The organism is Stenotrophomonas maltophilia (assembly GCF_013464915.1).
Lineage (GTDB): Bacteria > Pseudomonadota > Gammaproteobacteria > Xanthomonadales > Xanthomonadaceae > Stenotrophomonas > Stenotrophomonas maltophilia_AT.
Genome location: NZ_RAVT01000002.1, coordinates 80497 through 103908 on the forward strand (window position 1 = coordinate 80497; position 23412 = coordinate 103908).

General features: G+C 63.2%; 28 protein-coding genes and 1 pseudogene. 12 read left to right on the forward strand and 17 right to left on the reverse strand.

The genetic code is table 11. From position 1 onward, the window contains the following. Positions 1-37 precede the first annotated feature (37 nt). Entirely contained in the window at positions 38-1330 is a 1293-nt protein-coding gene (locus D7T59_RS00380) for an NAD(P)/FAD-dependent oxidoreductase (RefSeq protein WP_180850799.1), read from the reverse strand. 49 nt (positions 1331-1379) lie between these two features. Continuing rightward, a complete protein-coding gene (locus tag D7T59_RS00385) occupies positions 1380-2138 on the reverse strand; it encodes an SDR family NAD(P)-dependent oxidoreductase (RefSeq protein WP_180850800.1) in 759 nt (252 codons plus the stop codon). 221 nt (positions 2139-2359) lie between these two features. On the opposite strand from D7T59_RS00385, the pseudogene D7T59_RS00390 reads away from it, so the two are divergent. Together D7T59_RS00390 and D7T59_RS00395 are read left to right on the forward strand one after the other, a co-directional pair. Beyond that, positions 2360-2701 (forward strand): annotated as a pseudogene (locus tag D7T59_RS00390) (N-acetyltransferase family protein); the annotation flags it as partial. Positions 2702-2983: 282 nt separating this feature from the next. After that, entirely contained in the window at positions 2984-3355 is a 372-nt protein-coding gene (locus D7T59_RS00395) for a DUF3653 domain-containing protein (RefSeq protein ID WP_219629640.1), read from the forward strand. A 24-nt stretch (positions 3356-3379) separates the two neighbouring features. Here the strand turns inward: D7T59_RS00395 and D7T59_RS00400 are convergent, their stop codons facing one another. Together D7T59_RS00400 and D7T59_RS00405 are read right to left on the reverse strand one after the other, a co-directional pair. Further along, positions 3380-3880, reverse strand: coding sequence for a hypothetical protein (locus D7T59_RS00400; protein WP_180850802.1), 501 nt, complete (start codon positions 3878-3880; stop codon positions 3380-3382). A gap of 667 nt (positions 3881-4547) precedes the next feature. Continuing rightward, the gene (locus D7T59_RS00405) at positions 4548-4754 is read right to left on the reverse strand and encodes a hypothetical protein (protein ID WP_180850803.1); all 207 of its coding nucleotides are present in this window, start codon (positions 4752-4754) and stop codon (positions 4548-4550) included. A gap of 41 nt (positions 4755-4795) precedes the next feature. Here D7T59_RS00405 and D7T59_RS00410 point away from each other — a divergent pair, with 41 nt between their 5' ends. Both D7T59_RS00410 and D7T59_RS21465 read left to right on the forward strand, forming a co-directional pair. Beyond that, on the forward strand, positions 4796-5410 hold the full coding sequence (locus D7T59_RS00410; RefSeq protein WP_180850804.1) for a hypothetical protein: 615 nt from the start codon (positions 4796-4798) through the stop codon (positions 5408-5410). A 172-nt stretch (positions 5411-5582) separates the two neighbouring features. Next, positions 5583-5870, forward strand: coding sequence for a DUF3693 domain-containing protein (locus D7T59_RS21465; RefSeq protein WP_407072930.1), 288 nt, complete (start codon positions 5583-5585; stop codon positions 5868-5870). 12 nt (positions 5871-5882) lie between these two features. Here D7T59_RS21465 and D7T59_RS00420 read toward each other — a convergent pair whose 3' ends face one another. The 4 genes from D7T59_RS00420 to D7T59_RS00435 form a co-directional block, all read right to left on the reverse strand. Further along, on the reverse strand, positions 5883-6569 hold the full coding sequence (locus D7T59_RS00420) for a hypothetical protein (protein ID WP_180850889.1): 687 nt from the start codon (positions 6567-6569) through the stop codon (positions 5883-5885). Further along, the gene (locus D7T59_RS00425; RefSeq protein WP_180850806.1) at positions 6455-7519 is read right to left on the reverse strand and encodes a YecA family protein; all 1065 of its coding nucleotides are present in this window, start codon (positions 7517-7519) and stop codon (positions 6455-6457) included. The genes D7T59_RS00420 and D7T59_RS00425 overlap by 115 nt, the downstream gene beginning before the upstream one ends. A 358-nt stretch (positions 7520-7877) precedes the next feature. Then, positions 7878-8711, reverse strand: a complete 834-nt coding sequence (locus D7T59_RS00430; protein ID WP_180850807.1) for a hypothetical protein — start codon at positions 8709-8711, stop codon at positions 7878-7880. 228 nt (positions 8712-8939) lie between these two features. Beyond that, a complete protein-coding gene (locus D7T59_RS00435) occupies positions 8940-9656 on the reverse strand; it encodes a hypothetical protein (protein ID WP_180850808.1) in 717 nt (238 codons plus the stop codon). 168 nt (positions 9657-9824) lie between these two features. Here D7T59_RS00435 and D7T59_RS00440 point away from each other — a divergent pair, with 168 nt between their 5' ends. Beyond that, on the forward strand, positions 9825-10580 hold the full coding sequence (locus tag D7T59_RS00440) for a tetratricopeptide repeat protein (RefSeq protein WP_180850809.1): 756 nt from the start codon (positions 9825-9827) through the stop codon (positions 10578-10580). A 459-nt stretch (positions 10581-11039) separates the two neighbouring features. After that, a complete protein-coding gene (locus D7T59_RS00445; RefSeq protein ID WP_180850810.1) occupies positions 11040-11396 on the forward strand; it encodes a hypothetical protein in 357 nt (118 codons plus the stop codon). Positions 11397-11522: 126 nt separating this feature from the next. Here D7T59_RS00445 and D7T59_RS00450 read toward each other — a convergent pair whose 3' ends face one another. The 5 genes from D7T59_RS00450 to D7T59_RS00470 form a co-directional block, all read right to left on the reverse strand. Continuing rightward, a complete protein-coding gene (locus D7T59_RS00450) occupies positions 11523-11666 on the reverse strand; it encodes a hypothetical protein (RefSeq protein ID WP_180850811.1) in 144 nt (47 codons plus the stop codon). A 218-nt stretch (positions 11667-11884) separates the two neighbouring features. Next, the gene (locus tag D7T59_RS00455; protein ID WP_180850812.1) at positions 11885-12400 is read right to left on the reverse strand and encodes an OsmC family protein; all 516 of its coding nucleotides are present in this window, start codon (positions 12398-12400) and stop codon (positions 11885-11887) included. Between the two features lie 21 nt (positions 12401-12421). Further along, entirely contained in the window at positions 12422-13189 is a 768-nt protein-coding gene (locus D7T59_RS00460; protein WP_180850813.1) for an SDR family oxidoreductase, read from the reverse strand. Between the two features lie 129 nt (positions 13190-13318). Further along, the gene (locus D7T59_RS00465; protein ID WP_180850814.1) at positions 13319-14350 is read right to left on the reverse strand and encodes a LysR family transcriptional regulator; all 1032 of its coding nucleotides are present in this window, start codon (positions 14348-14350) and stop codon (positions 13319-13321) included. Beyond that, positions 14347-14655 carry a sigma factor-like helix-turn-helix DNA-binding protein gene (locus tag D7T59_RS00470; RefSeq protein WP_097047566.1) on the reverse strand — a complete coding sequence of 103 codons (309 nt, stop codon included), beginning with the start codon at positions 14653-14655 and terminating at the stop codon, positions 14347-14349. Before D7T59_RS00470 ends, D7T59_RS00465 begins: the two co-directional genes overlap by 4 nt. Before the next feature lie 89 nt (positions 14656-14744). On the opposite strand from D7T59_RS00470, the gene D7T59_RS00475 reads away from it, so the two are divergent. From D7T59_RS00475 to D7T59_RS00485, 3 genes are all read left to right on the forward strand, one after another. Continuing rightward, positions 14745-15224 (forward strand): carboxymuconolactone decarboxylase family protein, encoded by a 480-nt coding sequence (locus D7T59_RS00475; protein WP_180850815.1) that lies wholly within the window; start codon positions 14745-14747, stop codon positions 15222-15224. Between the two features lie 55 nt (positions 15225-15279). After that, positions 15280-15684, forward strand: coding sequence for a cupin domain-containing protein (locus D7T59_RS00480; RefSeq protein ID WP_180850816.1), 405 nt, complete (start codon positions 15280-15282; stop codon positions 15682-15684). 75 nt (positions 15685-15759) lie between these two features. After that, the gene (locus tag D7T59_RS00485; RefSeq protein ID WP_180850817.1) at positions 15760-16641 is read left to right on the forward strand and encodes an RNA polymerase sigma-70 factor; all 882 of its coding nucleotides are present in this window, start codon (positions 15760-15762) and stop codon (positions 16639-16641) included. 115 nt (positions 16642-16756) lie between these two features. Here the strand turns inward: D7T59_RS00485 and D7T59_RS00490 are convergent, their stop codons facing one another. The 3 genes from D7T59_RS00490 to D7T59_RS00500 all read right to left on the reverse strand — a co-directional run bounded on the left by D7T59_RS00490 (position 16757) and on the right by D7T59_RS00500 (position 19057). Next, entirely contained in the window at positions 16757-17677 is a 921-nt protein-coding gene (locus tag D7T59_RS00490) for an MBL fold metallo-hydrolase (protein WP_012511063.1), read from the reverse strand. A 272-nt stretch (positions 17678-17949) separates the two neighbouring features. Beyond that, positions 17950-18426: a DUF1348 family protein gene (locus D7T59_RS00495; RefSeq protein ID WP_180850818.1), complete on the reverse strand. Its 477-nt coding sequence runs from the start codon at positions 18424-18426 to the stop codon at positions 17950-17952. A 61-nt stretch (positions 18427-18487) separates the two neighbouring features. Beyond that, a complete protein-coding gene (locus D7T59_RS00500) occupies positions 18488-19057 on the reverse strand; it encodes a TetR/AcrR family transcriptional regulator (protein ID WP_180850819.1) in 570 nt (189 codons plus the stop codon). 167 nt (positions 19058-19224) lie between these two features. On the opposite strand from D7T59_RS00500, the gene D7T59_RS00505 reads away from it, so the two are divergent. Further along, positions 19225-20178: an alpha/beta fold hydrolase gene (locus D7T59_RS00505; protein ID WP_180850820.1), complete on the forward strand. Its 954-nt coding sequence runs from the start codon at positions 19225-19227 to the stop codon at positions 20176-20178. Between the two features lie 43 nt (positions 20179-20221). On the opposite strand, the gene D7T59_RS00510 is transcribed toward D7T59_RS00505, so the two are convergent. Further along, the gene (locus D7T59_RS00510) at positions 20222-20851 is read right to left on the reverse strand and encodes a cation efflux transmembrane domain-containing protein (RefSeq protein WP_180850821.1); all 630 of its coding nucleotides are present in this window, start codon (positions 20849-20851) and stop codon (positions 20222-20224) included. 86 nt (positions 20852-20937) lie between these two features. Here D7T59_RS00510 and D7T59_RS00515 point away from each other — a divergent pair, with 86 nt between their 5' ends. After that, positions 20938-21348 (forward strand): MerR family transcriptional regulator, encoded by a 411-nt coding sequence (locus tag D7T59_RS00515; RefSeq protein WP_180850822.1) that lies wholly within the window; start codon positions 20938-20940, stop codon positions 21346-21348. 72 nt (positions 21349-21420) lie between these two features. Further along, positions 21421-23397 carry a TonB-dependent receptor plug domain-containing protein gene (locus D7T59_RS00520; protein ID WP_180850823.1) on the forward strand — a complete coding sequence of 659 codons (1977 nt, stop codon included), beginning with the start codon at positions 21421-21423 and terminating at the stop codon, positions 23395-23397. Positions 23398-23412 lie beyond the last annotated feature (15 nt).

Here is a 23412-nt window from a genome sequence, read left to right on the forward strand (position 1 = left end):
TCGGGGCCATGGCTGGCCCCGATGCACCGTCCTCTCCTCAGGCAAGACGAACGCGCGGTTGAACGCAGCTGTTCAGGCGTTCGGCCATCCACAGCAGCGTCGCCTTGCGGAAGCCATGCAGCGCATGCTGGTGGCGACGATAAAGCAGCGCATGGCTGAGATGTGCGAATCGTCCCTTGATCGACGCGCCACGGAAGAATCCGAAGTCTCCCAGCGTGCCAAAGGCGTTGTAGTCACTGATCGAAACAAGTGCACCGAAGTCACGGAACGTGAACTCGGGCAGCGGCCGGCCCTCCAGCCAGGCCGGAAGGTGACGGGCCAGATGCTGCGCTTGCTGGGTGGCCACCTGTGCCGTAGGTGGCAGGGCGCGCGTGGCACCGGCCAAGGTCAGGCTTGCGGCATCCCCGAGCACGAAGACGGTGTCGTCCGTTGTGGATTGCAGGCTGGGGCGCACACGAACCTGATTGGCATGATTGAGCTCCAGCCCATCCAGCCCCTCTGCAAACGTGATGCCTTTCACCCCGGCCGCCCAGACCATGAGGTCTGCGGGAACCAGGTTGCCATTGGCCTGACGGAAGCCTTCGGCCTCGGCGGCGATCACGGATGCCCCGGTCAGAACCTGGAAACCGATGTGTCGCAACTGGTGTGTGGCCGACGCCGAGATCGCTGGGGTAAACGCCTGCAGGATGCGCGGGCCTCCCTCCAGCAGGGTCAGATCCAGGCGATCACGCAGGGTAGGGTCTGCATAGCTGGAAGCGAGCTCCAGCAACCGGCTCAGTTCCGCAGCCAGCTCCACACCGGTGGCGCCGCCCCCGACAATGGCCACACGCAGGCGCTCGTCCTGGGCCATGGCACGCATCACCCGGGTTCGAAGTGCATCGTTGAAGACTTCGGCCTGGGCCAGGCTGTCGATGAAGTGACAGTGCTCGCGGACACCGGGCGTGCCGAAATCATTGGCATGGCTACCCATGGCGAGGATGAGCACGTCGTAGGGGATTCGATGCGCGGGTACCCGCAACTCTCCGTCGGGTGAGCGCAGGTCGCCGATAAGGACTTCCCGTGATTCCCGGTCCAGACCGCGCATTTCCCCCGGCTGGTAAGTGAAACCGTGCTCGCTTGCATGGGCCAGCAGTACCACCTGTTGCTGCTGCAGGCTGCGCGTGCCCGCTGCCAGCGTGTGCAGCATGGGCTTCCAGATATGGGTGGGGCTCTTGTCCACCACAGTGACGGCGGCACGACCGCTGCGACCCAGCCGTTGGCCGAGCTGGGTGGCAAGCAGCAAGCCGGCGATGCCACCGCCGACGATGACGATTCTCTTCTGATCTGACATGGGGTGTGCCTGTTGGCGCGAGGGCGAGACCGTCCCGCGCCGGATGGGCTCAGACGATGACGTAGCCGCCATCGACAACGATCTCGGCACCGGTGACATAGGACGCTTCGTCGCTGGCCAGGAACAGCACCACATTGGCAACTTCCTCTGCACGTCCGAAGCGACCAAGCGGGATGCGCGAGCGCATGCCATGGTTGGCGCCATCGTTGGCGATCAGGTCCTTGTTCTGTGGTGTGTCGATGATGCCTGGGTGCACCGAGTTGACGCGGATGTTGAAGCTGGCGAACTCGGCAGCAGCGCCCTTGGCAAGCAGGCGATTGGCGCCCTTGGACGGGCAATAGCCAGGATGGATGCCGGTGATGGCCACGAGTCCACAGATGGACGACATGTTCACGATCGAGCCCTTGCCCGCGCGCTTCATGTGCGGACTGACCGCCTTCATGCCGAGGAAATGGCTGTTGAGGTTGAGCTGGATGATGGCGTTGAAGCCTTCCAGCGTGGCGTTGTCCCAGGTATCAAAAGGGCCGGGAAGCCCTGCATTGTTGACCAGGACGTCGATGCGGCCGTGCGCTGCGATGACCTGGTCGACCACGTCGTTCCACTGGTCTTCGCGGGTGACATCCAAGGGCAGGGCCGTGGCCGACAGGCCTTCAGCACTGAGCTCCGCCGCAATGGCCTGCGCTGCGTCGGCACGGATGTCAGTGATGAACGCGTGGGCGCCCTCGCGTGCGAACAGGCGGGCATCGGCTGCCCCCATGCCGGCCCCTGCGCCGGTGATGATTGCTACTTTGTCCTTCAAACGTGCCATGTGAACGCCTCTGTACTATGGATCATGGGTTGAGAGGCCCATGCGCTACGGCTGACTGGCCGGCGCAGGGCTCGCATCCATTGGGCGCTCTGGAACCTCCTAATCCCATGTGCGGGCGTTCGCATTACCTGCGGGATTGTTCGTGCCTGGATTCTGCTGGTGTCCGCCTTGTCCATCAGGCCTCTCGCCGAGGAGCCCCATTGAAATCCGGCCCACCAGCGCGGACGACATCTGTGGCCGCCCTGGAAGGGCGCGTGGCCGGGATGTACAAGCTGGGCGCCAACTTCCCGGATCTGGGGGCGCATGTGGCCAGCGCCACCTATGTGGTTGATCCTCGGGTACAAGGTCGCGGCATTGGCCGGGCGCTTGCGGAGCACAGTCTTGATCGAGCCAGATCGGAAGGCTTTCTGGCCATGCAGCTCAATTACGTGGTCAGCACCAATGCGCCAGCGGTTGAGCTGTACCGGAAGCTGGGCTTTGCCGTGGTCGGGACGCTACCGGCGGCGTTCCGGCATCGAACGTTGGGGTTGGTCGATGTATATGTGATGCACCGGTTTCTATAGGGCGACGGGGAGGCTGCGGATTCCGTTTGACTATCGGCGTTGCGAGGAGTGAGTGGAAAGGCTGGAGGCCAGGGCTGAGGTCCGGGATCTCAGTGCTGGGGAGGTTCCGGTCTGCTGGGTGCTGGTCCCGTTGTAAACATAATATACATTATGCGAAATACGGCGCATGCGCCGGATCGGTCGGCGCGGCGCTGCTTTCGTTGGTTCGGTTTGGCAATGGCTGGGGCTCTGGCTCGGCTCTTGCCTCCCTGCAAGCTCCCCCGACAAGGATGAGCTTGCAGCATGATCGAGATCGATCCGCACGACCGAATTGACCTGACTGGCCCTTGGGCCGGTTTCGGATTCCAAGCTGGGCATATGTTCACCCCGGAAGGTCATCAGCTGGAGCCCGGCGACATGGCCTGGTGGTCGCTGACCTGCAACATCGCCCGGGAATGGCGGCTGATGATGGCTGCTGCCCGGGCCCAGTCCGCTACCCGATCGGTGCCGCCCCGAAAGGCTTCTGCCAAAAAGAAATCCAGCGTCATATACCTTGCAGAAGTACTCAGAATTCGCCGAGACCGCCGGTTGGGCGTGGGTGATCGCGGCGCCGACGCCGAGACGTCCAATGTGGTCTACATGCGCCGTGGGCCAAGGCCGCGTCAGCGCGTGTGAGGCGACTGCGTAGGGGCGCCGCCCCTACACCCCCTGTTGCTCCCACTTCTCTGCCTCCGCTGTCACCCAGCTCGGCTTCTGATGCCACATTTGCACCAGTACCTGGGCTACTTTCTGCCCTTCACCTTCCAGAGGTCGGCCAAGTCTTAGCCGGTTGATGATCGCCCCGATGAGTATGTACACCATGGCTGCGGGGTCAATCGTTGTTGGCTCGGAGGGGTCTCTTGCATGCTTCACTGCGTTCTTGGTGGCGTACAGGAATTTCCAAGCTGCTTTGGATTCCATTCCTAGGCCCCCAGCGCTCTCTGGCCGACACGCCCAATCAACCATGGTGTCGATTGCTCTCGGCTGTTGTTCTTTTAGCCAGCCTAAAGTGTCACTAATCAGCGCGCCATAGATCTCTTCCGCGACAGCTGAAAGCGTCACTACTACTGCTGGGTGAGCGCTGGACAAAAACGCCTTGCAAGCGGCATCGAAATGGGCATCAGCCACTTCCTGCTTGCTGTACTGGAATTCATCGCTCATATGTCCTGCACCTCAGCCATTCGCCCTTGGAATTCCGTAGTTGCTCCCAGCCGTTGTTTAGGCGACGCATTGCGGTTCCGCCCATGCAGGCAGCTCCCAACTTCCTTGCATCTTCACTGCCATAAGCAGGCACGCGAACAATCTCACTCGATGGCGTCGGTATGCCCTGTCGACGCGCCTCGCCTTGGATCAACGAGCGCTCAAGGTCCGCACAATAAAGCCGGATTCGTGGATCAACGTGCTCCTGGCATTTGAGCGGTTCGGCTCCAAGGTTGATCGCCTTTGGTGCGGGCGGCACGTACTTGGGCAATGGCTGTGGGCCAGTTGCCGAGCGCATTTGCTGTGCATGTAGCGATCCTGCCAGCAAAAGTGAACCCAGAATCAGTCCTAATCGAATGTCCATTTCGCCCCCAAAGGTTGAGGGCATGGTATCTCATTCTAAATCGCGTGATGCGTCACGGTTATCAGAAGCTGGCCTGATACGGCGGCGTTTCGGGGAACGTGCCCAGCGGGCGCTTGCCAACTGCAATCAAGGTGCTCCCGTTCGCCGCGGCGGTGGTCGGCTAGTCGCCCTCGGGGAATGCCAGTTCGTTCAGCACCGCGAGCATGTCCACGCAGGGGGGGGCAGTCAATGCCGACCGTCAAGGTTCCATCGAGGCTCCTGAATTCACTGACTCCCCTGTGCTGCCAGCAGTTCACCATGCTTGGTGGCACTAATCTCAGCCTTTGCGAGCGCCATGACCTGGGCTTCGCGTGACTGTTGCGAGGCGGTGCAGTCACGCCGATCGAGCAGGCACGAAACCAGCTTTGCACCGCCGATGGAGACCGCCATAGTCGCTCCTACCAAGACGAAGGCCAAAAGTGGTTCGGTCATGCCAGAATCTCCGGAACATTCGAGTTTGAATCGGAGGGGGAATGAAGAAGTTCTGGGCTAGCAACAAACACTTTCTGATTGGTGTCGCAATCGGCATTGCGTTCGGCATGGTTTTCACGATGGTGATTCGTGAAGCAGAACCGTTCGGAAGCAAGGCCGATTGGGTGGCTGCATTTGGCACTTGGGCAATCGGCATCGCGGCCACCTACCTGGCGGTGGAGACTCGAAAGCAAGCGCTCAGTGCGGAGCGCGATCGCCGAGTCGCTAGGCAGAGCCAGTTTCTCTACAGCTTGACCCACGCAACTGTCTTGGTTGGTGGCGCTGACAGGTTCCTCGACGCCGAAGTCGAGGGCAGGACTTGGGCTGACTATGACGAGCTGCTTGATGCCCTGGGTACTTACGCGCAAGAGATTCCGGTGACCTCCGACGTAGCTGACCACGTCCCGCACGAGGTGATCTCGGAAATGGTCATCGTCAATGAGATGCTGCGGATAGTGCGGCGGGACCTGGCCAAGGAGCGAGAACGCATATCGCCCTTTGTCGTGCAAAATGCTCCGATGTCTGACGCAACACTTTCTAACCTAAGGAAGATGCGTGGCCGCTTGAATGACATAACGACTCGTAGCAACGGTGTCATCAAGTTGATGACGAGTTAGTTGGCAGAACATGCCGCATCTCCCCTCCCAAGTGACTGCCCCAAGGAGCCCGCCAGCGGCCTTGGGGTGGGAGGCGTGTGGTATTAGCTACGGCAAGGACCTCGCGCCCCGCCTCGGCGTGCGACCGCCTGCGATTAGCAACTATCGAAAGCGCATTTCGCACCCAGATGCCATGGTTTGCGCAACTCTGGCCGGCCTAACAGGTGTGCCGCTTACTCGCGTGCTGGGTGTATTCGGCGAGGCGCGAGCTATCAGCCGGGAGGAAAAGGCGGTGTGGAGGAAGCTGGCGGCAACTGCATTGGCACTATGCTTGGCTGTGGGTTTGCCCTGCCCTATAAGGCACATGCAGCAGCCTCAGGATTTGAGAGCGCGAATGCTGTATACATATGCGCAATGGTGCATCCGTCGAATCTGGGCTTCGTCGTTTCCTCATGGCAATGACTGGAGCCTTGCGACATGACAGCCGCCCCAACTAAATCGGCGGCGGCTTCATCCTTTGAATATGCACTGGGACTTCTTGCTCCCCCGCCCGCTCCATCACAGAATTCACCATCCCTTGCACATAGATATCCAACAGCTCGGGCTGCGTGAGTGCGGCAAATCGGTCGCCGTGTTCTCCCATGAACTGAAGCAGCTTTTCCTTTGGGGTACGGGCGTAAGTAGCTTTCAATCTATCATAAAGTTCAATTGGATCATTGATCGGACCCGGTCCCTGGCGGATCTGCCCGAAGAAGGTCTCTGGATAGCGTTTCCAAGCAGCAAATTCCTCAGGCGAGAGCTGGTCGCTGTAGATCGCCCGCCCGCCTTCGTCCCGATCAATGATCAGCGCAACCTCGCCGCTGTCGTTCATTACGCAGGCGTCTTCCAACGTACCCACCACTCCATCGCCCATCTGATATCGGTGCCCAATAAGCAGGCGGTTTGATGGCAGCCCAGGAATTTCCCCTTCAAATGTGGAAGGCAGGTCGATATGCTCTTGGATCGATGCCACGAGTGCCTCGACCTCAGGATTACGTACGCGCATCTCAATCTTCTGCTGCAGTGTCAGGAACTGACCGGTCCGGTAGTCATCGATCTTGAAGCCCTCAACGGTGGCCCCTGCATCGGGAACCTGAGTTTCAAGGTGGTGATGGTCGGGATAGTTGGTGATGAACACCACGGCGGGGGGGGCAGCGTCGCCGCCTTGGGTTGTGCCTCGAACTTTCGAAGCGTGTTGATGGCGATCGTTCGCCAGTCATGTGGTCCGCCCGGAACGTAGGGATGAGCCTGCGTGTTCAGATCGACGAAGATCAAGCGGTCATGTGGCGTTGCCTTCTTCAGCGCATCACTCACCAGCCCAGCAAATCTCCCAAGATGCTGGTTCGTCTGCTTCGCAGCATCCTGGTTTCGGATCTTGCACTCGACGCCAAAGGCTTTGCCGGTGCGCGGATAGGTGGCGGTGTATTCCACATGCCTGGTTCGGCGATCGGTTTCATCTTCCCATTCCAGCTCGAACCCAGCCCTCAAAAGCATGGCCGCAACACGGATTTCATAGCGCACGCCAATGAACTGATCTTGGCACTTCAAACGACCAATCAATGATTTCCGCAGCTGAGGCGTGCGCGTTTGATCATTGTTGTGTTCCAGAGTATAGAGGTCATACGCCAGCGTCATAAATGCGCTGATCGCGCCGGTCATCAGCGTCTGGCGTGTCTCACCTACCGCCAGATTGGCGGCTTTGGATGCCAGCAGGAATCTTTCATGCCACTGAATGACAGGATGAAGTTTGTTGTGTTCCAGCTGCGCCTCCGCTTCGAACCAGTCGCGCCCCAGAACATCGAGAATGTAACTATAAAGGAAGTCATGAAAGGTTGGCCAGGTGCCTTGAAATAGACGATGGCCTACAGCGACGATGCGCTTACTGGCTGTCTGGGCGGCGATGATTGGGCGACCCAGGCCTTGCTGTCGCTGCTGTTGTATCCGATTGATCTCAGCCTTGCGCTTGGCTTCCTCGGCGCCTCGCGAGATCACTTCTTCGTAGTTGACATTGGTGCCGCCGTGGCAGCGCTTGACCTTCTTGCCGCTTCCACACGGACAGAGTTCATTCCTGCCTGGCTTAGTTTCGCCCATATGTGATTCCTTTTCCCTTCTTCCTCGAGGGGGGCTAATTCAGCGGCTCCTTCACCCCTTTCAGTGCTCGTGCAGAGGCAGCAGCAAGCACTTGGATGCGGCCTCACCACAACTCTATAGCCTCAGCATCGCGTCGGGAACGGCCCTCCCTACGCCCGATAAACATTCCTAACCCCCACCCTACGCAGACCTGTAACATCAGTCGCAGGCGTCGTGACAAGAGCGCCGCCTCCGCCCAAGTTGCAGTCTCCCGTGGATAGATGATGACGAGCCGCGCATCAGGTGGGCGCGCAGATGCCCAGGCGGCGTGCGCTCATCGCGTTGGCCCCCATGGGAAGATAGCGCGCCAAGCAGAATGCTATAGCTCAACCAACGTCGCGATGTCGTCGAGCGCCCCCATATTGAGGTCAATTGGGCTCAATGCCTGAGTCGGCACTCTTGGGATCCACGCAAATCGATACTCACGCTGGTACGTGTATCGGAAATGCTTGGCAAAGGGCACGCTAATGTGTGCATTCTCGGGTTGATGTGGATCGACGTAGATTGCGTCCCCGTGTGAATGCTCGGTCGATGGAGTCTGAGAGTCGGCAGCTTGGCGGAGTCGCTCGGCGAAAGCTTTCTTGTTTCTAATAATCACGCATGCCTGGGCCTCGAAGTCGACAAACAAGCGAGGCTCAACTGATTGCGTCACACAGTAGAGCCAGTAATCACCCTCTGTCGTGTAGTTGGCGTGCATGACTTGCTCGCCTGAATGCTTCGGAACATCATGTGGATTCTTGACGAGCGCTACGAGATCATCGCGAGATACCACAATAGACAAGGCTAGACTCAGCTCGTCGTCACGTACCGCTCCGTTGAGGTGGCTAGCTTTGAAGAAGCTGGCAGGCTGAATCCGTGCATTTCCTTGCCTGAGCAAGGCGGCCATATGTTCACTCTTGCCGTATTTGACCAAGCTGTTTCTTGGATCCAAATCCAATGCTGCAAACACGTTGGCGGCCTTGCGACCCAACTCTCCGACAAAATCGGGCAGCGGCTGCTCGCGGATGAACCCACTGGTAAAGCCGTTGGGAAATGGGCCGTATCGGAGCTGCATCTCCTGAAGAACCTGGGTCCACTTGAGCATGAACCGCTGCGCCTCAGGATCTTCGGGAGATCCCAATCCAATCTTCGCCTGTGGCGTCAGGGTGATCATGTTCAACACTACATCACGCACCCGTTGCTGCAGCTCATACTCAGACAAGTGCCTAAGGAACCGGTTCTCGTCGTAGGCCTTTCGCCACATTTCATGCAGTTGCATCCGTGCCTGTCTCGGGTGGAAAGAACCAATTATGGCTTTCGCGGGCCTCCGGTGCCAAAGCTGGCTTGGTCAGATGTCCCCCGAGTGGCGATCGCCCTGCCGCCTACCCTCGATAGCGAGCCCTTATCGCGACTCAACTGGCTTTGCAGGCCGAACCGGTTTTTGCGCAATCTCCAGCCTACTCACGTTGTCCACTGGCACAAGAACTGCAGCTTTCTGTACCGGGTCCCAAAGCACATAGCTATCACCCAAGCGCCCCACCAGGCCCAGGCTGCCTTGCACCTTCTCATCGATGGTCACATTGACCGTGTACTCGCTGCTGCCAGAAGTAATCGCCTTGGCGCGCTCGAAGCCAAGCCAGTTCGACGAGATCGGGACATAGACAATCATCACGAGCGCATAGACCAGCCACGGCGAGTCCTTCACGGCGGCCGGCAACACTGGGGACAGGCGTACTGCCATTGCACATATGCCCGTCAGCGCCACACCTATCAGAACGGGCCAGGCATTGGACCACCAAAGCAAGGCACCCATTCCAGCAAGACAAAGAGCCAGGGTCAGCCACATCAGCAGATTGGCTTGGGACGGCGTCGCTGTCACCTCCCCCTCGACCCACCCTCCAAGCAGCAGCGCAATCAGTATGAAGAACAACACCATGCCGATCCCAGCAAGCCCTGCCAGCGCAAGCTCACTCACCGCAACAAACTGAAAGGGATCCAGGCCGAAGTGGCCCCAATACGCCTTCAGATAGAAGGCGCCTTGAATTAATCCGAACGTCACGAGCGCCGAACCCCATCCAGCAACATCGGCCATCGTCAGTGTCTTTTTCGTACGCTCCATGTATCCCCTTCCATCGATGCAGCCCCGCTGCATAGTGACATGCAGCGCTCTGCCCCGCAGAATCCAACCCCATTAACGTGACGCGTCACGCCCAATCGGCACCACCCCATTGGCGCCCCACCCCTCCCCCACTATAGTGCCAGCCCTCACAAGGACGAGGTGGCGCACATGCCCTATATCGGAATCGGACTCCACGTACTGGCAGCCATCTACTTCGCGGTGCACGCCATCCGCTCGGGCCAGAGCCTCTACTGGCTGATCCTGCTTTTCTCGTTCCCGCTGCTGGGCAGCGTCGTCTACTTTCTGGCGATCTACTTCCCGGAAGCCCGCAACTCGCGCGGCGCGCGGCAGGTGGTCCGCTCCGCCCAGCAGCTCATGGACCCGGGCCAGGACCTGCGCAACGCCCGCGCCGAGCTGGCGCGTACGCCGACCGTGCAGAACCGGGTTCGCCTGGGCATGACGCTGCTGGATGCCGGGCAGGCGGAGGAAGCCAGAACCCTGCTTGAGCAGGCGGCCAGCTCGCCGCTGGGCGACGACCCCTACATCCTTACTGGTCTGGCGCGTGCCCGCCTCGAGTCCGGGCACGCCGCGCTTGCAGTTGAGACGCTGGACGGCCTGTTCGCCCGCCATCCGGATGTGCGTCGCAAGCCGGAACAGACCCTGCTCCATGCGCAGGCGCTGGCTGCTGCACAGGCACCTGGCACCCGCGCCGCGTTCGAGCGCGCTGTGGAAAGTGGAAATGATGCGGCCGCCCGCTGCCTGTTCGCCGAGTGGCTGATGGCACAACCGCAGCCCGCCGACCGTGAGCAGGCCCGAACTTTGTTCGCCAGCATCATCGACGATGCCCAGCACTGGTCGCGCCATGCGCGCAGCCACAATGCCGCATGGCTGGAGCGGACCAAGGTCGCGTTCAAGGGCTACTGACGCCTGCCAGCCTCTGGCAATCCTGTCGCATCCGCCTCGCTCATGGTCTCTCCGGGCGGTTGCCGACAGTCCGTAGGCCTGCACCACTCGCATCACCGATAGCATTGCGGCGCAAGGCTCCAGCCTCATTGCGTCGTATGCAACGATTCTGAAAATGTTGAAAGTGGTGACGGCATCGGCCTTACTGCATTGGCATCGCGCATAGCCGGGGGTATTCCTTTCTGTGCCACCAATACATCGGTGGTCGGGGCTCGAAATCCCGGTAACGCGACTGTAGTTTGCGCTTGCCAGCCGGCACCAAGCTTTGTGGTGCCGGCTGGCAATCCGTCGGCCGGTTATGGCGGGCGGTGCGTGGGGGCCTTGTGCTCACCGGTCATAGTCGCGTACCGGATTTCGAGCCACGCACCGTCCGCCACCTTCATCGGTGGCGGCTTCTGCACGCACGCAAGGAGCCCAGCCATGACCCAGCCCCMCCCCCCWGCCCCGCACCCGACCCGCGACGCGCCCGCCAACGGCCCCGCGATGGATCCCAACACGCTTATCGCCCTGCTGCACAGCATCGGCTCCGGCGCCGCCTCCGATGGCCAACCCTGGCCGGAGCGCCACCAGATGCCAGGCCGACGCATCGCCTTGGCCGATACCGATTGCTCGCTAGCCGGGCTTCGCGTGGTGCTGGAAATCCTGCTGGCCGCACAGCGTGCCCGCGAGAACGGTGAACTGGAGCAGTATGTCGGCCCGCGCGTCATGGAGGGGCTGATCATGGCCGGGTTGGGACTCACGGCGCACGCCAGCACACGGGTACGTCCGGACGGTTGAGTGGCGCGGTACTGCTGGGCGGCCACCGCGCTCTGTCTCGTGGCGGTGGTTGCGGCACAGGCGCAGTGGTCCGCGCGACCGGTTCCCGCGCCTGTCGGGTTCCAAAGCATCAACGACGATCGATTCTCACAACTGCGCCGCCAAGCGATGCAGTTCGTGGAGTCTCGGCCACGACAGGGCTTCCAGTTTGTTGAGCGGCATCGAGATGCCGAGTTCCAGGTTCATTGCCGAGGCATACCAGTGCTGTGGCTGGAGAGGCGCTCGAAACATCTGCTGTTGCAGGTCTCACTGGACGCGGACCAGCGGGCGCCCGCCGTCCTGCAGCTTCGTGCGTTGCTTCAATGGCAGCTGGAACCCGTGGACTACCTGGAGCAGGTACTGGCTGGCGTGCCGGAACCTGTTCTGTTGGATCGGGTGCTGCAGATATTCGCGGGCGAGGTGCCTGAGGGCGCGCGATGTGGCATGCCGTAGTCGAGCACGGCTCGACTCTACAGAGGCGCGGACTGCGGGCCGACCCGCACATGCACCACATGGCTGATGCCACGATGGAACATCTTGGCGTACGGGCAGACGCGTTCGGTGTTGCGCACCAGTTCGCCAGCCAGGTCCGCATCCATGCCGGGAAGATGGACCACGATCTCGGCAGACAGCAGGTACAGCCCATCTGCCGGATCACGGGCGAAGGTGACCTCCACTTCGACGCTGGGGTTGTGCAGCAGCAGGCCGGCACGCGCGGCCACCAGCACCATGGCGCCGTGGAAGCAGCCGGCGTAGCTTGCGGCCAATAGCTGCTCGGGATTCGATCCGCCGCCAGGCCCACCGAGTTCCGGCGGCAGGCGCAGGTCCACCGCCAGTGCACCGTCGTCCGATCGCACCACGCCGGACGCGCGCCCGTGCTGGGCCTGGCCGCCGCTCACCCGCACGCGGCCGGTGTACAGCGGCTGCACGTCGTCGCCCAGGTAGCGGTCCAGGATGGCGGGCGAAGGTGGCTTCAGCTCGGTCATTGGCAGGTGATCGATGGCCGCTCAGGCGGACTGCCGCTGCAACAGGCCGGACTGCTGCAGCCAGGCGTCGAAGCCGACCTGCCCCAGCCACGCCTGCCCCACCGGCACCAGCGTATCGATCTGCAGCGGCGCGCCGAAATACAGGGCCTCGGCGTCTGCCACGACCTGCCGCGGGTCGCCGGTCCGCTGCAGATACTGCGTGGCCAGATCCGCCATCGCGGCGCGCTGGGGGCCCGCAATTTCCACGACGCCATTGCGGGGTGGCTGCTGCGCGATGCGTGCCACCGCTTCGGCAACATCCTCGGCGGCAATCGGTTGAACGTTGGCGGCCGGCAGGTGCAGGGTCTCCCCGTTGCCGGCGGACTGGATGATGCCCGGCAGGAACTCGAAGAACTGCGTGGAATGGATGATGGTGTACGGCAGGCGCGAATCACGGATCAGGCGCTCCTGGGCGATCTTGCCGCGGAAGTAGCCGCTGGCCGCAAGCTTGTCGGTGCCTACGACGGAAAGCGCAACGTGGTGGCGTACGCCGGCACGGGCGGCGGCGGTCAGGACGTTGTGGCCAGCGGTCTCGAAGAACGAAAGCACTGCCGCATCTTCGAACGAGGGCGAGTTGGCCAGGTCCACCACCACGTCGACACCGTCCATGGCGGCGTCCAGGCCTTCACCGGTCAGCACATCCACGCCGGTGGAGGGCGCGGCCGCCACGATGTCATGCCCGGCGGTGCGCAGGCGCTCCACCACCTTGCTGCCGATGCGGCCAGTACCACCGATGACGAGGAATTTCATGACGTGTCTCCTGGACTGTAGAAGGGGCGACCGGCTGTGGCCGTGCATGCTGGAATCGTAGGCAGCGTGGGTGCGGGGCAGTAGGTCCGCGCTGGGGCGCGCACTGTTGCCCGGCACGCACCAATGTGTTCAGGCCCAGGCGGGCTGTGCCCCTGGCTTCATGGGGTTGGCCTGCTGGCGTGCTTCCCAGTGCGAGATCACATCCAGTTCGAGCGCGCGCACCCGCTGCGTGCTGAAGTCGATGAAGGCCCGTACGCGCTTGGGGAGCTGGCGGCGGCTGAGGTAGCACAGGTAGTGACCGCGATCGAGCGGCGCATGCCGATCCAGGCAGGTCACCACCCTGCCCGCCCACAACGCTTCACGCACCTGATAGCTGGGCAGCTGGGCGATGCCCAGTCCGTCGATGACGGCCTGCAGGGCCAGGTCGGCATCGTTGAACACCAGTGCGGCTGGCGGCTGCAGGTGCACATCGATGCCGTCGACCCGGAATTCCCAGGGCTGCATGCGCCCACCCGGCAGGCGCCGCCCGATGCAGGCATGCGTGGACAGCGCATCCACCGACGACGGTAGACCCTGCGCCTGCACGTACGCCGGTGACGCGCACACCACCAGCTGCATCGGCACCAGCTGCTTGGCGATCACCTGGCTGTCTTCCAGCAGGCCGTCGCGGAACGCCACATCGATGCGGTCACCAGCCAGGTCGGGGGCCTGCTCGTCCAGCAGCAGTTCTACCGAGACCTGCGGGTACTCGGCGCGGAAGGCGGCCAGCAAGGGGGCGATCACCCGCCGGCCGAAGCCGTGGCTGGCACTGATACGGAGGTGCCCGCGCGGCGGCCCCTCGCGCAGGTCACGCATTTCCTCCAGCGCCTGCAGGATGCAGTTCACGCCCGGGTTGCAGCCCTCCAGGAACAGCTCGCCTTCGCGGGTCAGCGTGGTCGAGCGCGTGGTGCGCAGGAACAACCGCACGCCCAGCTGGTTTTCCAGCTTCTGCACGCTGCGGCTGACGGCCGAACGGCCAATGCCGAGGCGGTCGGCCGCGCGGGCGAAACTGCCCTCGGCCGCCACTGCAATGAAGGCCAGCACGCCGGCGTAGCTGGTGGAGAAGGATGCATTGAGCGCATCGTGGCCGTCGCTGGCCGGGCTGGGCTGTGCGGTGTTCATGGGCGGCCTGGCTCCAGGCGGGCACGGTGTGCGTGCAGGTGGTTCCGCGCCAGCGCCAGGCGCTGCCTGCACGCGGAAAGGTCGAGCCCCAGCAGGGGCACAATGTCCTCGAACCCGGCGCCCAGCACGTCGTGCAGCAACAGCACCGCACGTGCATCGGGCGGCAATTCGCGCAGTGCGGCCAGGAAGGTCTGCCAGACCTGTTCGCTGGCAGGGCGGAATGCGGTGCGCAGGTGCGATGAGGTGTCCATGCCCGGCAGACGGCCGAGCATCGGCCGCTGTGACAGGCCATTGGTGTTTTTCATGCAACAACGTGCAGCCCGGCCCCGGCCTACCGGCAGTGCGGGCGCAGGCCTAGCCTCGCTGTGTCCTTCACTCGCTACAGGAACACGCCATGACCGCACGTCTGGATTACGCCGCGCAATCGCCGGAACTGTTCAAGAAGCTCGGCCTGTACTCGCATGCCGCCCATACCGCCTCGATCGAAGAGGCCATCATCGATCTGGTCAACATCCGTGCATCGCAGCTCAACGGCTGCGGCTTCTGCCTGGACATGCACGTGAAGGAGGCCACCCTGCGCGGCGAGCGCCCACTGCGCTTGCACCACCTGGCGGCATGGCGTGAATCGACGCTGTTCAGCCCGCGCGAGCGCGCCTGCCTGGCCTGGACCGAAGTGCTGACCCAGCTGCCGACGCAGGGTGTGCCCGACGAGCTGTACGCGCGGGTGCGCGGCCAGCTGTCCGAGCAGGAGATCGTCGACCTGACCCACGCGGTGATGGCGATCAACGCCTGGAACCGCGCCAACGTCGCCTTCCGTACTACGCCCGGCACCTTGGACGCGGCCTTTGGCCTGGACAAGGCCGGCCTGGCCTGATCGTTCTGCCGCTGCTCCATGCAGCGACCCTCCCCTACCGCACTGGAGACCTGCCATGCGTCGTTCTGTTCTGGCCCTGCTTGCGCTGCTGCCACTGTGCAGCGTTGCCGCCACCCCGCCCCCTGCTGCGCCCGAGCCCCTGGTGCGCGAGGTGATGACCCGCGCCCTGCCGGAGCAGCCCGGCAAGGAAGCGCTGATCCTTACCGTGGAATACCCGCCGGGTGGCGCCGATCCGGTGCACCGCCACGATGCCCATGGCTTCGTCTACGTCCTGGAAGGACGAATCGTGATGGGCGTGGCCGGCGGCAAGGAAGTCACCCTCGGCCCGGGCGAGGCCTTCCATGAAGGCCCGGCCGATCTGCACACCGTGGGTCGCAACGCCAGCGCTACCGAGCCGGCGAAGTTCGTGGTGTTCCTGATCAAGGACATCGGCAAGCCGGCGGTTCTGCCACCGCACTGATCGCACGTCCGGCGCTGGCACCAACGACAGGTCCCCGGGTGTCACAATCCGGGGACCTGTCCCGTCTACGCTGGCATGGACGATTCCACTGCGCTGTTCTCCCGCCTTCGCCCGCGCTTGTTCGGCGTGGCCTACCGCATGCTCGGGTCTTCGCATGAAGCCGAAGACGTGGTGCAGGATGTCTGGCTGCGCTGGCATGGCGCCGACCAGTCACAGATCGAGAATCCGGAAGCCTGGCTGGTCGCCACCACCACCCGTCGCGCCATTGATGGCCTGCGCCTGGCACGGCATACGCGCGAACACTATGTCGGCATGTGGTTGCCCGAGCCGCTGCTGACCGATGACACCAGCACGCCTGAATATGTGCTGGAAACCGCCAGCGATCTGTCGGTCGCCTTCCTCAGCGTGCTGGAGCGGTTGGCGCCGGATGCGCGTGCGGCCTTCCTGCTGCACGACGTGTTCGATCAGGACTACGCGGTGGTCGCGCGCACCCTGGACAAGACAGAAGCTGCCTGCCGGCAGATCGTGCATCGCGCACGCCTGCAGCTCAGGCAGGAGCGCCCGCGCTACAACGTCCCGCAGGAGGTGCACCAGAAACTGCTGCGCCGTTTCGCCGAGGCCGTATCCAGCGGCGATTTCCGAACGATGAAGGCACTGATGGCCGAGTCGGCCGAGCTGGTGGGTGACGGCGGCGGCATCGTCACCAGCTTCCCCAAACCGATGGTCGGGGGCGCTCGCATTGCCCAGCTGCTGTATGCCCCGCACCTGCGGCGCAGCGCGCAGTTGCGGATGGTGCCGGCCATGCTCAACGGACGGCTGGGACTGCTGCGCTACTTCGATGGCGAGCTGGAAGCGGCGATGGCCTTCGAGACCGATGGCGAACGGATCACGCAGATCCTGGTTCAGCGCAACCCGCACAAACTGCAGCGGCTGGCACTGCCTACCTCCATCCAGTAGATCCGCGCCGCGCGTGGATGGCATCCATTGTCGACCTCGTTCTTGCGGCATTCGACCGGGGCGCCGATGCGCCCCGGTCGTCAACGCCCGCCTGCGCAATGGCCGCAGGATCCGATCAGAAGTCCCAGAACACCGGCACCCAGCGGAAGGTCTCGCCCTCCAGTGACACCCGGCCCACTGACGGGAACGGAAGATGCGTGGCTACCAGCATTTCGCCGGTGCCTGCCAGTTCCTTCAGCAGGGCGATGCGGACGCGCGCGGATTCCTCCGGATCATGCTCGAAGCCGTTGTGCCAGTTCGGCTGGTCGAAGCCTACCGCGAACACCGCGTCACCGGCGAAGGTCAGGGCCTGCCCGGCAGACGCCACGCGCACCACGCAGTGGCCCGGGGTATGCCCTCCGGTTCGGCGGGCCGTCACGCCCGGCGCGATCTGCTGTTCGTCCTGGAAGGTGTGCACGTAGCTGCTGTACTCGGCCCAGAAGTGCTTGGCCGTGGCGCGCAGCGCATCGGGGAACCCCTGCGGCATGTTGGTACGGCTGAAGTCCGGCGACTTCCAGAACTCCACCTCCGCCGCGGCCACGTGGATTTTCAGGTCCGGGCGCAGCTGTTCCTTCACGCCTTCAACCAGCAGCCCGCCGACGTGATCCATGTGCATGTGGGTGATCACCACATCGGTGATTTCGCCCAGGTTGATACCGGCGGCACCGAGGCGGCGGATCAACTGGCCGGCGCGCGGCAGCTGCAGGTCCGGATCCATGCCCAGGCCGGCATCGATGAGGATGGTGCGATCACCGCTGTGCACCACCATCACGTTCAATGCCCAGTCGAAGGCATCCTGCGGCAGGTACATCTCTTCGAACCATTCGGCACGGTCGGCGGCCGGAACGTTGTGGCCGAGCATCTGGGTGGGCAACGGCAGGACGCCATCGCTGATCACCAGCACTTCGACGTCGCCCACCTTGAGGGCGTAGCGCGAGGGCACCAGTTCATCGAGGGCGGGGGCAATGGGCGCGGCGGTGTTTTCCAGACTGAACATGAGGGATCTCCACGAAGGGGCATTGGGCGGGCAGCGATGCAAGGCTGGCGCGGAACGATTCCGGGCGCTTTCCCACGGCGCAGGGCGTGGCGTTGCCAGGGCACGATGCCTGGCAGGCCAGCGCTGCAGGGTTCATGGGAAGGCGGGCCACTGCGCAAGCGGTGGGCCCGGAACACGGCATGTGCCGTGTGCGATCAGCCTAGGCAGCACACCGTTGCTGCGGTAGGCCCGTGGAGGGGGACGTGATGTTGCATTCCAGGAAGCAATGCGAATCACATACCCAGATCAGACAGCCCCGGATGATCATCGGGGCGGCGCCCCAGCGGCCAGTGGAACCTGCGGTCGCTTTCCTTGATCGGCATGTCGTTGATGCTCGAGAACCGGCGCTGCATCAATCCATCGGCGCCGAATTCCCAGTTCTCGTTTCCATAGGAACGGAACCAGTTGCCGGAGTCGTCATGCCACTCATAGGCGTAGCGCACGGCAATGCGGTTGTCGGTGAAGGCCCACAGTTCCTTGATCAAACGGTAGTCCAGTTCCTTCTTCCATTTGCGGGCCAGGAACTGCCGCGCTTCCTCGCGGCCGTGGGTGAACTCGGCACGGTTGCGCCACTCGGTGTCCAGCGCATAGGCCAGCGAAACCTTGTCGGCATCGCGGGTGTTCCAGCCATCTTCGGCAAGGCGAACTTTCTCGATGGCCGATTCACGGGTGAACGGGGGGAGTGGCGGACGGGGTGCTTCAGTGGACACGGTGGGGCCTCCAATCAAATGGATGAACGGGGTGCTTCGACGGATTTTGATGGCTCAGGCGTCAGCGCCTGGCCTGCTCCAACAGCACTTCTGCAACATCCCTTGCAGTGTCTGCGGCGTTGTAGTCGCCCATCACGCGCGAGACGGTGATGGCGCCTTCCATGAGAACCAGCAGCTGCCGCGCCAGTGCGTCCGGCTGCTGGATATCCAGTTGCGTGGTGAGTTCCAGCGTGTAATCCAGCAGCTTCTGCTTGTGGTGTTTTGCGATGTGGCGAATCGGATCGCCGGGGTCGCCCACCTCGCCCGCGGTATTGATGAAGGCGCAGCCGCGATAGCCCTCGGACTGGAACCAGCCCTTGAGCACGGTGAACATGCCGAGGATGCACGCTTCCGGGGTGTCGGCCTTGTTGCACTCCTGCTGGAACCAGGTGAGCCAGCGCACGTCGCGCGCGTTCAATGCCGCAGCGGCCACCTGGTCCTTGTTTTCAAAGTGCCGGTAGATGCTCTTCCGGGCAACGCCGGAGGTCTTCACCAGCAGGTCCATGCCGGTGGCGTGGATCCCGTTCTGGTAGATCAGCGCTTCGGCGGTAGCCAGGATCCTCTGCTGGGTGTCGGTGCCGGTCTTGTTCATGGCTGCAAGGTAGAACGTTCGTTCTACCTTGTCAACGCGCGATTGGCAGCGCCTCGGGTGCGCACATCCATGCAGGACGATCTATCAAGAAATCCGGACAGTTCATCACCAATGCGCCTGATTGCAGGCGCAAAGTACGCCTCACCACCCACCCATGAGAGTCCCGCATGAACACCTTTGCCCGTACCCTGGCCATTGCCGCCCTCGCCCTCTCGGTCCAGGCCGGCCTGTCCGCGCAGGCTGCCGAACCGGCCAAGCCGGCTGCAGTCACCAGCATCGCGCGCACCGCCAGCTACATCACCACCGCCGATGGCGTGCAGCTCTACTACAAGGATTGGGGCCCGAAGACCGGCCCGGTCGTCACTTTCAGCCACGGCTGGCCGCTGAACTCGGACAGCTGGGAATCGCAGATGATCTTCCTGGCCAACCACGGCTACCGCGTCATCGCGCATGACCGTCGTGGCCACGGCCGTTCCAGCCAGCCTTGGGATGGCAACGACATGGATCACTACGCCGATGACCTGGCTACGGTGATCAACACGCTGGACCTGCATGACGTCACCCTGGTGGGCTTCTCTACCGGCGGCGGCGAAGTGGCGCGCTACATCGGCCGCCATGGCACCGGCCGGGTGAAGAAGGCGGTGCTGATCAGCTCGGTGCCGCCGTTCATGCTGAAGACCGCCGACAACCCGAACGGCCTGCCGATCGAAGTGTTCGATGGCATCCGCAAGGCGCAGATGGACAACCGCGCGCAGCTCTACAAGGACATTCCGTCGGGCCCGTTCTACGGCTTCAACCGCCCGGGCGCGAAGGTGTCCCAAGGCTTGATCGATGCGTGGTGGGCACAGGGCATGCAGGGTGGCCACAAGAACACCTACGACTCCATCGCTGCGTTCTCGGCCACCGATTTCCGCGCAGACCTGAAGAAGTTCGATGTGCCCACTCTGGTCATCCACGGCGACGACGACCAGATCGTGCCGATCGACATCTCCGGCCGCCAGTCGGCAAAGCTGATCAAGAACGCCAGGCTGATCGTGTACCCGGGTGCACCGCATGGCCTGACCGACACCCACAAGGATCGCGTCAACCAGGACCTGCTGACGTTCCTGCAGGAAAAGTAAGCCCCGCGGGCTCCGGCATATCGCCGGAGCCCCTTGCATCAGGTCACGCTTTCGCAGCCGCGCGCCATGCGGGCCACGCTTCGCTGATGACGCCAACCGCGGACTTCAGGAACAGCAGCGCGATCACTGCGCCTGCTGCGATGTCCGGCCAGCCGCTTCCGGTCAGCGCAACCCCACCGGCAGCCACCAGTACACCGAGGTTGGCGACGACATCATTGCGGGAGCACTCGAAGGTGCTTTTCATGTTGATGTTCAGCGCGCGGAACCGCCACAGCAGTGCCAGGCAAATCAGGTTGGCCACCAGCGCGATGGCCCCAAACCCCAGCATCAAGCCGCTGGAGGGTGGTACGCCGTGCATCAGCTTGCTGACCACTTCCACCACGATGAAGACAAAGAAGGCCAGGATCAGCAGCCCCTTGGCGAGGGCTGCACCGGCCTCCCAGCGCGCTCCCCGGTTCACCGCCCACAGGCTCAGGCCATACACAATGGCGTCGCCCAGCATGTCGACAGCATCGGCCTGCAGGGCGCTGGAGCGCGCCACGATGCCCGCGCCGAACTCGATGAAGAACATCGCCAGGTTGATGATGAGTACCGCCACCAGTACGCGCCGCTGCGCACCGTGGTGGGCCAACGCTTCCAGTTCCTGGCGCTTGTGGCCGCAGCAGTGGTCCATGGGAGGGCTCTTGCCAGGCTGTGCCCCGGCTTGAAAAAGGATGGGACAGTCGTTATCAACCCTGTAGCCCCTACAAGGTCAAGCCCATGCCCAGCCACCTCACCATCGGCCAGCTGGCCCACCAGACCGGCACCAAGGCCGAAACGATCCGCTATTACGAGAAGATCGGCCTGCTGCAGCCGCCGCTGCGATCAGAGGGCAACTATCGCTACTACGGCGCCCAGGACCAGAGACGCCTGTCGTTCGTGCGCCGCGCCCGCGAGCTGGGCTTTTCCATCGAGCAGATCCGCGAGTTGATTGCCTTTGCTGAACAGAGCGAGCACGAGTGCAGTTCGGTGGACGATGTGGTGAAAGCGCACATCGCGGACATCACACGCCGCATCCATGACCTGCAGGCACTGCAGGGAGAGCTGGAGCGGATGATCGGTAATTGCCCCGGCGGCCGCGTAGCCGATTGCAGGGTACTGGAAGCCCTTCAGCCGCAGCCTGGCGCTTGACCTTGTAGCTGCATCAAGGTTTACAACGCCGGGCTACTTCGCCACCGCGCGGCCTGCCCGCCCTGACGACCCATGACCCTGCTGCCCCATCCGCTTGCCCTGGCGTTGAGCGCCGCCCTGCTGTCCGCCGCGGCCTCGGCCAGTGCGCATGAACCACCCGCCGCGCACGACGATCACCACGATGAGGCGGTGGACCTCGACGCAGTGGTGGTGCAGTCCACCCGGTCAGGGCGTCGCGTTTCCGACGAACCGATCCGGGTAGACGTTGTATCGCAGGAAGAGATCGAAGAGAAGCTGCTGATGTCGCCGGGCAACGTCTCCATGCTTGTGGCCGAGACGGCGGGCGTGCGGGTGCAGAACACCTCACCGGGCATGGGGGCATCGAACATCCGCATCCAGGGCATGCGCGGCCGATATACCCAGCTTCTGGCCGATGGTCTGCCGCTGTACGGCGGTCAGTCATCGTCCATCGGCCTGCTGCAGATTCCCCCGACCGACCTGGGCAGTGTCGAGATCATCAAGGGCAGCGCATCGGCGTTGTACGGCCCGGCAGCGTTGGGCGGCGTGGTGAACCTGATATCGCGCCGGCCGAAAAAGACTGCTGAGGCCGAAATGCTGCTCAATGCCACCAGCCGCGGCGGCCAGGACGTGACCGGCTACGCCGCCGGGCCGCTGGTCGAGCACTGGGGCCTGTCGGTGGTGGGTGGCTACCATCGCCAGGACCGCCAGGACCTGGACGGAGACGGCTGGACTGACATTCCCGGCTACGAGCGCGCCACGGTTCGGCCGCGGTTGTTCTGGGAATCGGACAATGGAGCGCGTGCACTGCTGACGGCGGGCGCAATGCGCGAGAGCCGGCTGGGCGGAACACTGCCCGGTCAACGGGCGCCCGACGGACAGCCCTTCGCCCTCACACAGCGCACGGAGCGCGTTGACGCAGGCGCGGTGGTTGATGTTCCGGTGCGCGAGAGCGACCGCCTGCAGCTGCGCGCATCGGCCATGTCCACCCATCACGACCACGGGTATGGCCCCGAGCAGGACAACGACACCCATCAGACCGGCTTTGCGGAAGTGAGCTATGCGTCCGGCATAGGCGCAACGAGCTGGCTGGCGGGCATTGCCGCACAGCAGGACCGGTTCCGTTCCACCCGATACCCGCAGTTTGATTACCGCTACACCGTGCCCGCCCTGTTCGTGCAGGCCGAGCAGGCGCTGCGCGACGACTTCACGCTTTCCGGTAGTGCGCGTTGGGATGACCACAGCGAGTATGGCGGGCATTTCAGCCCTCGCATATCGCTGTTGTTCCGCCCTGACGAGTGGACCCTGCGCGCCTCGATCGGCAGAGGCTTCTACGCGCCTACGCCCTTCGTCGAGCAGATCGAGGCCGCCGGCCTGTCACGGCTGGAGCCGCTCATTGGACTTCGCGCGGAGATCGCTACCACCGGGTCCATCGATGCAGGCTATGTGCATGGCCCCTGGGAGCTGAACCTCAGCGTGTTCGCGTCCGACATCGACCATGCGGTACGCCTGGTGGAGTCTGCGACCGCCCCGGGAGAACGCGTGCAACTGGTCAATGTGGAAGGCGTTACCCGCACCCGTGGCAGTGAACTTCTGCTGCGCTACCGCTGGGAGGACATCACGGTGACCGGCAGCTACGTCTACACCGATGCGCGCGAGCCCGGCGAGGAAGGCGCAGGCCGACGCCTAGTCTCACTTACGCCCCGGCACAGCGCAGGCCTGGTTGCCATGTGGGAGCAGCACGAGCGTGGCCGTATCGGCCTCGAGGCCTATTACACCGGCATCCAGGCGCTGGATGACAATCCCTGGCGTCGACGCAGCCGACCGTATCTGGAAGTGGGAGCACTGGGGGAGATTGTGCTGGGAAGAATCAGCCTCTTCCTCAACCTGGAAAACATCCTGAACATCCGCCAGAGCGGCTACAACCCGATGCTGCGGCCTCGCCGCGCCGACGATGGCCAGTGGACCGTGGATGCGTGGGCGCCGCTGGAAGGGTTTGTGGTGAATGGGGGTGTGAGGATGAAGTTCTAGGCGGGCGGGTTTGGC